General features: G+C 55.6%; 10 protein-coding genes. 6 read left to right on the forward strand and 4 right to left on the reverse strand.

The features are described 5' to 3' along the window. Positions 1-4: 4 nt before the first annotated feature. Positions 5-1534, forward strand: a complete 1530-nt coding sequence (gene ppx / locus FA91_RS13060) for an exopolyphosphatase (protein WP_034916349.1) — start codon at positions 5-7, stop codon at positions 1532-1534. Next, complete coding sequence (tehB, locus tag FA91_RS13065) at positions 1534-2142, forward strand: tellurite resistance methyltransferase TehB (protein ID WP_034916351.1); 609 nt, start codon at positions 1534-1536, stop codon at positions 2140-2142. Before ppx ends, tehB begins: the two co-directional genes overlap by 1 nt. Here the strand turns inward: tehB and FA91_RS13070 are convergent. Continuing rightward, positions 2132-4384 (reverse strand): EAL domain-containing protein, encoded by a 2253-nt coding sequence (locus FA91_RS13070; protein WP_051937164.1) that lies wholly within the window; start codon positions 4382-4384, stop codon positions 2132-2134. The two genes, tehB and FA91_RS13070, sit on opposite strands and share 11 nt — an antisense overlap. A gap of 287 nt (positions 4385-4671) precedes the next feature. Between FA91_RS13070 and FA91_RS20535 the strand changes: the two genes are divergently transcribed. Beyond that, entirely contained in the window at positions 4672-4842 is a 171-nt protein-coding gene (locus FA91_RS20535) for a YfgG family protein (RefSeq protein WP_072016837.1), read from the forward strand. 109 nt (positions 4843-4951) lie between these two features. After that, a complete protein-coding gene (gene mgtE / locus FA91_RS13075; RefSeq protein ID WP_034916353.1) occupies positions 4952-6388 on the forward strand; it encodes a magnesium transporter in 1437 nt (478 codons plus the stop codon). 304 nt (positions 6389-6692) lie between these two features. Here the strand turns inward: mgtE and FA91_RS13085 are convergent, their stop codons facing one another. Next, on the reverse strand, positions 6693-7592 hold the full coding sequence (locus tag FA91_RS13085; RefSeq protein ID WP_034916356.1) for a LysR family transcriptional regulator: 900 nt from the start codon (positions 7590-7592) through the stop codon (positions 6693-6695). Positions 7593-7686: 94 nt separating this feature from the next. On the opposite strand from FA91_RS13085, the gene FA91_RS13090 reads away from it, so the two are divergent. After that, the gene (locus FA91_RS13090) at positions 7687-8643 is read left to right on the forward strand and encodes an NmrA/HSCARG family protein (protein WP_034916358.1); all 957 of its coding nucleotides are present in this window, start codon (positions 7687-7689) and stop codon (positions 8641-8643) included. A gap of 188 nt (positions 8644-8831) precedes the next feature. Here the strand turns inward: FA91_RS13090 and guaA are convergent, their stop codons facing one another. Together guaA and guaB are read right to left on the reverse strand one after the other, a co-directional pair. After that, positions 8832-10412 (reverse strand): glutamine-hydrolyzing GMP synthase, encoded by a 1581-nt coding sequence (guaA, locus tag FA91_RS13095; RefSeq protein ID WP_034916359.1) that lies wholly within the window; start codon positions 10410-10412, stop codon positions 8832-8834. Positions 10413-10481: 69 nt separating this feature from the next. Further along, positions 10482-11948: an IMP dehydrogenase gene (guaB, locus tag FA91_RS13100; protein WP_034916361.1), complete on the reverse strand. Its 1467-nt coding sequence runs from the start codon at positions 11946-11948 to the stop codon at positions 10482-10484. A 170-nt stretch (positions 11949-12118) separates the two neighbouring features. Between guaB and xseA the strand changes: the two genes are divergently transcribed. Beyond that, a complete protein-coding gene (gene xseA / locus FA91_RS13105; RefSeq protein WP_034916362.1) occupies positions 12119-13489 on the forward strand; it encodes an exodeoxyribonuclease VII large subunit in 1371 nt (456 codons plus the stop codon). Positions 13490-13546 lie beyond the last annotated feature (57 nt).

Below are 13546 nucleotides of genomic sequence, written 5' to 3' on the forward strand. Positions count from 1 at the left end.
TATTATGCCAATATCCCAAAAGAGTTCGCCGAAACCCCAGGAGTTTGCGGCCATTGATTTAGGCTCCAACAGCTTCCATATGGTGATTGCCCGCGTGGTGGACGGCGCCATGCAGGTGCTCGGCAGGTTGAAACAGCGCGTACATCTGGCCGACGGGCTGGATCACAATAATATCCTTAGCGAAGAGGCGATTCAGCGCGGGCTGAACTGTCTGGCGATGTTTGCCGAACGCCTTCAGGGCTTCAGTCCGGCCAACGTGACCATCGTCGGCACCCACACGCTGCGCCAGGCGATTAACGCTGAGGATTTTCTCCAGCGCGCCGCCGACGTCATCCCCTACCCGATTGAGGTGATCTCCGGTAACGAAGAGGCCCGCCTGATTTTTATGGGCGTTGAGCACACACAGCCGGAGAAAGGCCGCAAGCTGGTAATTGATATCGGCGGCGGTTCAACGGAGCTGGTGATTGGCGAAGACTTTGAGCCAAAGCTGGTTGAAAGTCGGCGGATGGGCTGCGTCAGCTTTGCCAATCTCTACTTTCCCGGCGGCGTTATCAGCGCAGAAAATTTCCGCCGCGCGCGTCTGGCGGCGGTGCAAAAACTGGAAACGCTGGCATGGCAGTATCGGCTGGCGGGCTGGCAGTTCGCGCTGGGCGCGTCCGGTACGATTAAGGCCGCCTGCGAAGTGCTGCTGGCCATGGGCGAAAAAGAGAAGTTCATCAACCCGGAACGCCTGGAGATGCTGTATCAGGAGGTGATTCGCTATAAATCCTTTGATGCGCTGACGCTGCCCGGCCTTTCTGATGAGCGAAAAGCGGTGTTCGTACCCGGCCTGGCCATTCTTTGCGGCGTGTTCGATGCGCTTGCGATTCGCGAACTGCGCCTGTCGGACGGTGCGCTGCGTGAAGGCGTGCTGTATGAAATGGAAGGACGCTTTCGCCATCAGGATATTCGCAGCCGTACCGCGCAAAGCCTGGCGAACCACTACGCCATCGACAGCGATCAGGCAAAGCGCGTGCTTGAGACCACCGAGCGGCTTTATGAGCAGTGGCGTGAACAAAACCAAAAACAGGCCAATCCGCAGCTCGCCGCGCTGCTGAAATGGGCGGCCATGCTGCATGAAGTGGGACTGAGCATTAATCACAGCGGGCTTCAACGCCACTCCTCCTACATCCTGCAAAACACCAACCTGCCCGGTTTTAATCAGGATCAACAAACGCTGCTGGCCACGCTGGTACGCTTTCACCGTAAGGCGGTAAAGGTGGAAGAGATGCCGCGCCTGACGCTGTTCAAGAAAAAGCAGTTCCTGCCGCTGGTTTTTTTATTGCGGCTTGGCGCGCTGCTGAACAATCAGCGCCAGGCCACCTCAAGACCGGATACGCTGAAACTGGACACTGACGACGGTCACTGGACGCTGACGTTTCCGCATGACTATTTCAGTCAGAACACGCTGGCGCAGCTCGATCTGGAGCGCGAACAGATCTACTGGAAAGACGTTACCGGCTGGCAGCTCACTATTGAAGAAGCAGTAAATTAATGGCTATTTTACGACCCGATAATTATTACACCGAACGGTATCAGCTCACCGCCACCCATTCAGAGGTAGTGGAAGCGGTACAAAAAATCGCGCCGGGACACGCGCTGGATTTGGGCTGCGGCAACGGCCGTAACGCGCTCTATCTCAATCTGAAGGGCTTTGACGTGACCGCGTGGGATCGTAACGCGGCCAGCCTGGCGCGGCTCAATCAGATTATTCATGAGGAAGGTCTTACGGGCATTCAAACCGCGGAGAAGGATCTCAACACCCTGCGCTTTATCGGCGAATACGATTTTGTGCTCTCCACCGTGGTTATGATGTTTCTTCAGCCGGAGGCTGTGCCGCAGCTGATCGCCGATATGCAGGCCAGTACGGTGAAAAACGGCTTCAACCTGATTGTGGCGGCCATGGATACGGAAGATTACCCGTGCAATGCAGGTTTTCCGTTTGCGTTTAAATCCGGCGAGCTGAGCGCTTACTACCGTAAATGGCACATCATTAAATACAACGAAAACGTGGGCGAACTGCACCGTACCGATGAGCATGGCAAACGCATTTCGCTGCGTTTTGCCACGCTTCTGGCGCAAAAATCGCAGGTTAAAGCGTGATGCTCTCCGCTACCTGATTATCGGCAAAGGGCAGCGTAGCGAGATGACAGGGCTGGCTGATGAACTCTCCCTGAAGAAAATCCACGCCAAGTCGGCGCAGCAGCTGCGCCGTTTCTTCGGACTCAACGCCCTCAGCAATAATCTGCATACGTTTGAGTCTGGCTACAGCGCAAATGGATTCAATAATCTGATAGTCCAGGCTGCTTTTGTGCATGTTATCGACAAATTGTCTGTCGATTTTCAGCATGTCGGCCTGCACCTCTTTCAGCCGCGTATAGCTGGACCACGCGCTGCCGAAATCATTAATCGCGACGCGAAGTCCGAGTTGTCGAAGCTGCGCAAGAGAGCGATTTCCACCGCTGTAGTCTCTCAGCAACGATGACTCATCCACCTGAAGAATCATCTGCCACGGCTCAACATGATAACGGCTGAGGTACTCACCAAGCTCTTTCGCCAGACGCGGTCGCGCAAGGCTGGTGGTAAACAGACTGATGGCAAATCTTGCGGCGGGCAGGGTCTCACGATTCTCACAAACGAACGCCAGCGTTCTGACAATCACCAGCCGATCCACTTCCCAGGCCAGGCCAAACTCGTTGACGATGGCGGAAAACCGCTCAAACGGCACAAGTTCGCCGTCTCTGTCGCTCATTTGCAGAGAGATTGCGTAATACGCGTCGCCGCGAATGCCGCAGATTTTTTGCGCTATCAGCGTGATGTCGCCCGTTTCCAGTAACGCTTGTACATCTTCCAGCAGCGCGATTTTTTCTGTCAGGCTGCGCTGGATTGTCTTGCCTCTGTTGTGATGAAGATTTTCCGCCACGCCGCTGCGCAGTGAAACCTCAGCCTGCGCGCTCATCTCACCCAGTAGTTGGTACAGATGCGTGACCGGCGGTCGCACGGTGCAGTAGCTGAGGCCGACGGCCGTATAAACGGGCATTCCTTCCCACATCAGATGGTAATCTTTCAGACGTGCTTCGATATTTTCAATGCGTTCCAGATGGCTGACATAGTCGAGCCGCATGACCAGATCGAACCCCGGCAGTTGATAAACGTACTCGCCGGCGAGCAGTTCCGACATCAGATGATTCGCCAGGCTTCGCTTGTACTGAATTCGCATTTGCAGCCCGTAAATGCGGCTTAACTTGTCCAGATCGGGGATGCGCAGAAAGCAGAGCGTTGAGCGTGGCTGAGCGGCCAGATCGTCAACCAGCGCGCGCAGATTCGGCAATCCGACGATCGGGTCACTCAACGCGGCCAGCTTGATCCTCTCCATCGCAAATCGCTGTCGCGTGGTGATGGCAGCCATTAACAGGATGGTCAGCGTGAAAACCAGCAGATTCGCTGACATCACGGCCAGATGATAAGGCTCCGTCGCCGCCCCAAGGAAACGATCGCGTAGCTGGTACAGCGCCAGCAGCAGCACCGCCCAGCTTAAAGAAGTAAAAATATAGCCAAAGCGCACGGCAGACCACAGCATCAGCGGCAGCAGCAGTGGCAGACCATAATCGGTGGTGAGCAGGTTGTACTTCCCTTTCTGGAAAATCAGCAGCATGGCCATTAAAAAAATTAACAGACTGCTCCAGGTGAAGAACTCAGTCTTTTTTACCTCGTGTGCCGCCTGGCGCCTGGCGCGTCGGTAAATCAGGCGTATAAACGTCGGATTACGCAGTGAGCGAATCGCTAAATAGCTGATGGGCATCATCGCCATACAGGAAAGCAGCACAGACTGATAATTAAGCAGCGTATGGAGCGAAAACAGTTCCCGGGAAAAAATGGAGCGCTGAGCGGGCACAAAACCCACAGCCAACATCAGTTGCATACCCACGCTAAACAGCGTGGGCACCATAAAGGCCAGCCAGAAAAGCCTGATTGGCATCAGTCGCAGTTCGCTGAAATCGACGCTCCAGCGTTTACGCGCATGGAGCTTATAGCCTGTCCAGCAAATGACTAACGTTGCCAAAAAAATGCCGGTCACCACCCAGGCTGCCAATAACTGATGCTGATAGCGCTGAAAATAGTAGACGATCAGCGACAGCGCGATACCCGGAAACGCGGCCCAGTCATAGACCATCAGCATAGCGACCATCACCGCCAGCGGCAGATAGATCAGATAGACGTAGCCCTGCGGCAGGAACAGCCGAACCGACAGCTGCGTACTTAACGGCATCAGGATCACAGGCAGCAGCAAGGGTAAGCCCCACATGCTTTTGTTAAAGTTTTTAAAAATATTATTAATTATCATTGTGATACTTTTGACGCCTGGTGCTAAATATGACAAATAAGGAGGATCTAAAAAAATGGCATTCTGTGCGCTATTTCAATTAAAAACAACATAATAAATTGACTTTTATCAACCTATTGCTTTTTTCAGGCGGTTCTTTTTCTTATCTAAAAGAGATCCAAAAATTAATGTAAAAAAATTTAAGTTTCAGTCTGGCTGGTCGTTATTGCAGCATAGTGCATTGCTATTCTCCTCTTCCTGTGACTAAATAACAGCATCGCCTACGGGCTTAACTCAGGACAACGTGCGTGAACAGCGCTATCCCTTTTCATCGTCGTAAAAAATCCAGCCGAATGACCCGCATCGTCTTATTCGTCAGCTTCTTCCTTCTTGCGGGCAGATTAATCTATGTGCTTCCCGGCGCAATCGAACACAGCCAGCAAAAGAAACAGGATGTCTCAACGTCTGTCGCAAAATAGCGCAACCGATCGTTTTTCCTGTCAGTTCGCCTGAAAGAGCGCGGCTTTTCCCCTGATTTGAGCAATACTTACCTCTTTGTTGCCTTTTATCAGACACAAGGGAATTTTTATGTCTGTCGCCTTATCCCATGCTCAACAACTTTCTGAAATACGTAGCCGCATTCTCACTCTTCTCCTTAACGATCGCGGCCTGGTGGAAGCACTTCTTGAACGCCCCGTAAAGAAAAATGCAGACGACACCCGCGTTCATCAGGAACAGACACGTGAGATTGAGCACTATATTCCACTGCTGCATGCGGCAGATATCGCCGATTTACTTGAAGCTCTGCCGGAAGATGAACGACTGGCGCTGTGGCGGCTAATCGGCACCGAGCGGCGCGGCAGAGTGCTGGTTGAAGCGTCTGAAAGCGTATGGGAAAGCCTGATTGAGGAGATGAGCGATCGCGACCTGCTGCGCGCTATCGAACCGCTGGATATTGATGACCAGGCTTACCTCGCCAGGTATCTTTCACGCGATTTAACCGGCCGTCTGCTCACCTCGCTGGAGCCTGAACTGCGTTCGCGCGTGTTATCGGTAATGGATTTTGACCGCGACCGCGTCGGCCGCATTATGGACTTTAAGCTGATCACCGTTACGGCGGATGTCACGCTGGCCACGGTGCAGCGTTTTTTGCGACGCAAGAAAATCATTCCCGATGGCACCGATAAACTGTTTATTACGGACGAAAAAAATACGCTGCTGGGCGAACTGACCCTGACGGATATCCTGCTCAACAAGCCTGATAAGCAGGTTTTTGAGGTGATGAACGCCAGCCCGACCACGTTTCTTATCAACGATAAAGCAGGCGATGCGGCAGGCGCGTTTGAACGTTACAACCTCATTTCCGCGGCGGTTATTGATACCAAAGGCAAGCTGATGGGGCGCGTCACCGTTGAGGATGTTATTGACCTGGTCAATGAGGAAAACGACAGCCATATCCGCAAGATGGGCGGCGTTAACCCGGATGAGGACGTTTTCGCGCCGGTGCGAAAGGCCGTGCGTACCCGCTGGGCGTGGCTGGCCATTAACCTTTGTACCGCATTTATCGCCTCGCGGGTGATTGGCCTGTTTGAACAGACGATTTCACAGCTGGTCGCGCTGGCGGCGCTGATGCCTGTCGTTGCCGGTATTGGCGGCAATACCGGCAATCAAACCATTACCATGATCGTCAGAGCGCTGGCGCTGCATCAGGTTGAACCGGGTAACTTTACCTTTTTGATTGGACGCGAGCTTGGCGTGGCGTTGATAAACGGCCTGTGCTGGGGCGGAATTATGGGCGGCGTAACCTGGGCGATGTACGGCAATCCGGCGCTCGGCGGCGTCATGATGCTGGCGATGACGCTGAACCTGTTGCTGGCGGCGTTGATGGGCGTGCTGATCCCGCTGGTGATGATCAAGATGAAGCGCGATCCCGCCGTGGGCTCCAGCGTGTTGATCACCGCCCTGACCGACACCGGCGGATTTTTTATATTTCTGGGGCTGGCGACGCTGTTTTTACTGCCCTGATCGCTTGCCGTTGATGCTCACGCCCGACGTAAAAAATAATCCCCCGGCAGATCTTCATGATACCGGGCCGTTTATGGGACGAAAGGCCGGCTTCAACGCTGCGCCGTCGAGTGGCGGAGTTCGGAGGGCTGAAGGGCTGCTCCTGGAGAAGCGGCTTATACGGATGGCTTCAGCTGAAAATGACAAACGTGCCATTACGCGGAATTGACAGCGGCATGCCGGGAATGACAGTAGAGATATCTTATGGCAACCGGCATACGCTGGATGCGCCCCTTACGCCCGGCGCCCTGGTTATCCGGCGCTGTTAAGCGCCATTTAGCCTGATAATTAACTCTCTGAGCCAGCGATGGCCCGCATGTCCGTGGCTGCGCTCATGCCAGATAAGACTTACCTCAAAATACTCCCTGAGCCAGGGTAGCTCCAGAACTGTGAGTTGATGAAAGGGTTGCTGTATCAGTCGTCGCGGGACGAGCGCGACCAAATCACTCATTGCCACCATCCCCGGCACGAACAGGAACGAAGCCGCAGACATTACGACCTGCCGTCGCAGCCCGGATGCGGCCAGAACGCTGTCAACGGGCGTGGTGAATTCCCCACCGGCAGGTGAAACGATAATGTGTTTCTGCTTTGAAAACTCATCCATGGTCAGCGAGCCTGATAATTCAGGATGGCCTGCGCGTCCGACCAGCACATAGGTTTCATTAAACAAATGATGAACTTTCAGGTTCGTTTGCGCCGCGTCCGGCGTGGCAATGACCGCATCGATTTGGCCCGTCCTCAGCTGATGCTCTGACTGATTCGGATCGTAGTGACGGACAGCAATGCGCGCGCCTGGCGCGAGTTTTTGCAGGGCCACTACCAGCGGCATGATAACCGCAGCCTGTATGTAATCCGTACAGGCGATCGTTACGGTCAACGACGCGCTTTGCGGATCAAAACGCTCATGAGACTGCACGGTTTGACGGAGTATTGCCAGGGCGTTACTGAGCGGCGTCATCAGCTCAAGCGCTTTCGCCGTTGGCGTCATGCCCCGCCGTCCGGGTATGAGCAGAGGATCGTGAAAGATCTCCCGCAGTCGGTTGAGCTGTGCGCTCACGGCGGGCTGGCTGAGATGAAGCTGCATGGCAGCTTTTGTGACGTTCTGTTCAGTCAGCAGGGTTTCCAGCGTCAGCAGCAGGTTCAGGTCAATTTTTCTGGTATCCATTCAGTGGATTTCTTGATATAAAAAAATCGATTTCACTTATCCCTCATCCGTTTTGATAATGCAACCACGTCTTATCTGAGGATGGAAAGTGAAAATGATATCGTCCAGACCGCTAATAGTCGTTTTCGGCGCCATGAGTAAACAGGGACGTAGCGTGACCCGGACGCTCCTGGAAAGTCAGCGCTACCGCGTGCGGGCGTTAACCCGCGATACCACTTCTTCAACGGCACAGGAACTGGCACGCCTCGGTGCAGAACTGAAAGACGTGTCCCTGGCGCCCGATAAAGAACATTGCCTGGTTGAGGCATTCAGGGATGCTTTCGGCGTGTTTTTAATGACGCCCGGCATTGCCCCCGCATCACGTCTGGCTGACACGCACGAGACAGCCCTGGGCCGCCAGCTCGCGGATGCTGCCGTAACGGCGGGCGCGGAACATATTGTTTTCAGCAGTCTGGAAAACGTTGAGAAAATCTCTGAAGGGCAATTGTGGGTTCCACATTTCACTGATAAAGCGAAGATTGAGGACTATATCCGTACATTGCCCGTTACCTGCTCGTTTATTCAGATGGCATTTTTCTATACCAACCTGGCCGAGTACTACCCGCCGCGCAGAGAAGGCGACCAGCTGATTTTCCCCGTTTATCTGCCGGAGGATTTTCGCGCGCCTTTTGTCGATCCGCTTACCGCCACCGGGCCGGCAGTGCTGGAGATATTGGATCACCGCGAACAGTATGCAGGACGAACGCTCCCGGTGATCGGAGAGTTTCTTTCGCCCCGTGAGATGGTAGAAACCTTCACGCGCATAACGGGTAAAAAAGCGGTTTACCGCTCAGCCTTCACACGGGAAGAATTATTGCACCATTTTCCTTCGTTTTCCGGGCAAGACGGCGTGGTTGATGAGATTACCGGCATGACTGAATACGCGGTGAAATACGGTTATTTCACGCCAGATCGTGATGTACTGTGGAGCAGGAGAATTGATCCGTCCAGCCTGACATGGGAAGCATTTCTGAGAAATACCGGCTGGCAGGGAGACGAACACACTTTCTGAGTGTGCTGCCAGGGGTGAACGGATGGGCTGGAGGCATTACTTGTAATTGCACTAGTGTCCGCATGTTGAGCATCAGACTTACCGGCGCGGCATTCAGGCGCTATCACCATTGCAGAAAGCCCGCAGTTACGCGGGCTTCGTTGTTGTGACCTGATGCTTTTACCTGTTGGCAGGTGCCAGACGCGAAATCATTCCCACTCAATCGTCGCCGGTGGCTTGCCGGAAATATCGTAAACCACGCGGGAAATACCGTCGATCTCGTTGATAATGCGGTTGGAGACGCGGCCCAGGAACTCGTAAGGCAGATGTGCCCAGTGCGCGGTCATAAAGTCGATGGTTTCCACCGCGCGCAGTGAAACAACCCAGTCGTACTTGCGACCGTCGCCCATTACGCCGACCGAACGAACCGGCAGGAATACGGTAAAGGCCTGGCTCACCTTGTTATAGAGATCGGCTTTACGCAGTTCGTCGATAAAGATCGCATCGGCGCGACGCAGCAGATCGCAATACTCTTTTTTCACTTCGCCAAGCACACGCACGCCAAGGCCCGGACCCGGGAACGGATGGCGGTAAAGCATGTCATACGGCAGCCCCAGTTCCAGACCGATTTTGCGCACTTCGTCTTTGAACAGCTCTTTCAGCGGCTCAACCAGCCCCAGCTTCATCTCTTTTGGCAGGCCGCCAACGTTGTGGTGAGATTTGATGACGTGCGCTTTGCCGGTGGCGGACGCAGCAGATTCAATCACGTCAGGGTAGATGGTGCCCTGCGCCAGCCACGAGACGTCGGTGACGCGGGTTGCCTGCTCGTCAAACACCTCGACGAAAACGCGACCGATGGTTTTACGCTTCGCTTCCGGCTCGTCGATGCCGGCCAGCGCGTCAAGAAAGCGATCCTCGGCGGCCACGTGAACAATATTCAGGCCGAAGTGGTCGCCGAACATCTCCAGCACCTGCTCGGCTTCATTCAGGCGCAGCAGGCCGTTATCGACAAATACGCAGGTCAGACGATCGCCGATGGCACGATGCAGCAGCATCGCCGTCACCGATGAATCGACGCCGCCGGAAAGGCCCAGGATCACCTTATCGCTACCTATCTGGGTGCGCAGGCGCTCAACGGCGTCTTCAATAATTTTTGCCGGTGTCCACAGCGCTTCGCACTGGCAGATCTCCAGCACAAAGCGTTCAAGCAGGCGCAGCCCCTGGCGAGTGTGGGTCACTTCCGGGTGGAACTGCACGCCGTACAGACGTTTTTCTTCGTTCGCAATGATGGCGAACGGACAGGTTTCAGTGCTGGCAACGGTAGTAAAATCAGCCGGAATGGCGGTGACCTTGTCGCCGTGGCTCATCCAGACATCCAGCAGCGGCTTACCGGAAGCGCTGATGGCGTCTTCAATGCCGCGGATCAGGGCGCTTTCCACGCCCACTTCCACCTGCGCATAACCGAACTCGCGCTCGCTGGAACCCTCTACGTTGCCGCCGAGCTGTAGCGCCATGGTCTGCATGCCGTAGCAGACGCCCAACACGGGAACGCCTGCGCTGAAGACGTATTCAGGCGCGCGCGGGCTGTTATGCCCGGTGGTGCTTTCCGGCCCGCCGGAGAGAATAATGCCGTTCGGATTGAACTGGCGGATCTGATCTTCGCTGACGTCCCAGGCCCAGAGTTCACAGTAGACGCCCAGCTCACGCACGCGGCGCGCAACCAGTTGCGTATACTGCGAGCCAAAATCAAGGATCAGTATGCGATGTTTATGGATATTTTCCGTCGTCATTTAAGGCGTTTTCCGGCAAAAGAAGTGAAAAAAAGCGTAAGGCGGGCCGCGCGTGGCGGCCCGTTGAAATCAGGAACCCATGCGGTAGTTCGGGGACTCTTTGGTAATAGTGACGTCGTGCACATGGCTTTCAGAAATCCCGGCGCCGCTGATGCGGACAAATTCCGCTTTGGTACGCAGGTCGTCGATAGTACCACAGCCGGTCAGGCCCATACAGGAACGCAGGCCGCCCATCTGCTGATGAACGATCTCTTTCAGGCGACCTTTGTAGGCCACGCGGCCTTCAATTCCTTCCGGCACCAGTTTGTCAGCCGCATTGTCGGTCTGGAAATAGCGATCGGAGGAGCCTTTCGACATCGCGCCCAGCGAACCCATTCCACGATAGGATTTGAACGAGCGCCCCTGGTAGAGTTCGATCTCGCCCGGCGACTCTTCCGTTCCGGCCAGCATTGAGCCGACCATCACCGCTGAGGCGCCTGCGGCAATGGCCTTGGCGATGTCGCCGGAGAAGCGGATACCGCCATCGGCGATAACAGGAATACCGGTGCCTTCCAGCGCCTCAACGGCGTCAGAAACGGCGGTGATCTGCGGTACGCCCACGCCGGTGACGATGCGGGTGGTGCAGATTGAGCCAGGGCCGATGCCCACTTTCACCGCACTGACGCCCGCCTCCACCAGCGCCAGCGCGCCGGCGCCGGTCGCCACGTTGCCGCCAACGATCTGCAAATCAGGGTATTTTGCGCGGGTTTCACGAATGCGCTGAAGCACGCCTTCAGAATGGCCGTGGGAGGAGTCAATCAGCAGCACATCAACGCCTGCCGCAACCAGCGCGTCCACACGCTCTTCGTTGCCGGCGCCGGCGCCAACCGCCGCGCCAACGCGCAGACGGCCGTGCTCGTCTTTACAGGCATTAGGTTTACGTTCTGCTTTCTGGAAATCTTTTACGGTGATCATACCGAGCAAATGGAAGCTTTCGTCAACCACCAGCGCCTTTTCAACGCGTTTTTCGTGCATTTTTTGCAGCACCACGTCACGGGCTTCGCCTTCCCGCACGGTAACCAGACGCTCTTTTGGCGTCATAACTGCGGTAACCGGCAGGTTCATATCCGTGACAAAACGTACGTCGCGACCGGTGATGATGCCGACCAGTTCGTTATCGTTATTCACCACCGGATACCCGGCAAAACCATTACGTTCGGTAAGGATTTTCACGTCCTTAAGCGGCGTTGTCGGCAGCACGGTTTGCGGATCGGTGACCACGCCGCTTTCATGTTTTTTCACCCGGCGAACTTCTTCCGCCTGGCGCTCAATGGACATATTTTTATGAATAAAACCCAGACCGCCTTCCTGCGCCAGCGCAATCGCCAGGCCCGCTTCGGTCACGGTGTCCATCGCAGCGGAGAGCATAGGAATGTTTAAACGGATAGTTTTGGTGAGCTGGGTGCTGAGGTCGGCCGTATTCGGCAGTACAGACGAATGGGCAGGAACGAGCAGAACGTCGTCGAAAGTCAGGGCTTCTTTAGCAATTCTTAGCATGGCAATATCTCAACCTCAGGGTGAATGAGAACGTATAAAATATTGCCGCGGCATTATACAGGCCGTAATGGATTGCCTCCAGCATTTTTTCACTAAAGAGCTTGATCCGCTGAGCGAGGCATGTAGTATCAGTTGATTAACTTTCTGATTTAAAGTTTGATCTTCCTCACATGTCGCTACCGCCATCCGCCAATATTTTTACCGTCAGCCGCCTCAATACCACGGTGCGTCTGCTGCTGGAAAGAGAAATGGGGCAGATTTGGCTGAGCGCCGAAATCTCCAACTTCTCGCAGCCCTCTTCCGGGCACTGGTACTTCACGCTGAAGGATGACAGCGCCCAGGTACGCTGTGCGATGTTTCGTAACAGCAACCGCCGGGTGACTTTTCGTCCGCAAAACGGGCAACAGGTGCTGGTCAGGGCGAATATCACCCTGTATGAACCGCGCGGCGACTACCAGTTGATTGCAGAAAGCATGCAGCCCGCGGGCGATGGCCTGTTGCAGCAGCAGTTTGAGCAGCTTAAGCAGAAGCTGACCGGCGAAGGGCTTTTCGAACAGCGTCATAAACAGCCGCTGCCGGAACCGGCGCGTCAGGTTGGCGTCATTACCTCAGCAACCGGCGCGGCCCTGCATGATGTTTTACGCGTGCTGCATCGCCGCGATCCGTCGCTGCCGGTCATCATCTATCCAACGCCCGTGCAGGGCGTTGACGCGCCCGCGCGCATTGTGCGCGCAATCGAAATGGCCAACCAGCGCGGCGAGTGCGACGTGCTGATTGTCGGACGCGGCGGCGGTTCGCTGGAGGATTTATGGAGCTTTAACGATGAGCGTGTGGCGCGGGCGATTTTCGCCAGCCGCATTCCCATCGTTAGCGCGGTGGGCCATGAAACGGACGTCACCATCGCCGATTTCGTTGCCGATCTGCGCGCGCCAACGCCCTCTGCGGCGGCGGAACTGGTGAGCCGCAATCAGTTGGAACTGCTGCGCCAGTTACAAAATCAGCAGCAGCGGCTGGAAATGGCAATGGATTACTATCTTGCCCGGCAGAACCGCACTTTTACCCGCCTGCATCATCGTCTCCAGCAGCAGCATCCGCAGCTGCGGCTGGCGCGTCAGCAGACCAGCCTGATGCAGCTCCGACGTCGCCTGGACGATGCCATGCAGCTGCGTTTGCGCCAGGCGACGCGCCAGCAGGAGCGCGTCGGGCAGCGGCTGATCGCCTTTCAGCCGCAGAGCCGCCTCCACCGCGCGCAGCAGCAGGTGCAACAGGTGCACTATCGTCTGCAACGGGCGATGCTCGGGCAGTTAAACGGCGGCAAACAGCGCTTCGCCACCCTCGCCGCGCAGCTTGAAGGCGTCAGCCCGCTGGCCACGCTGGCGCGCGGCTTCAGCGTTACCACCTCTGCGCAGGGCGAAGTGATTAAAAAAATCACCCAGCTTCACCCCGGCGACCGCCTGAAAACCCGTCTGGACGACGGCTGGGTTGAAAGCGACGTTACCACCGTCACGCCCCAAAAGCCGCGCAAGCCGCGCGCCTCCTGAACGCTCGTTCTCTGAGCAAAACCGTCACGCCTCCGGGCATGGCGGCTATACTTTCCA

Source organism: Erwinia sp. 9145, from assembly GCF_000745075.1.
Lineage (GTDB): Bacteria > Pseudomonadota > Gammaproteobacteria > Enterobacterales > Enterobacteriaceae > Erwinia > Erwinia oleae.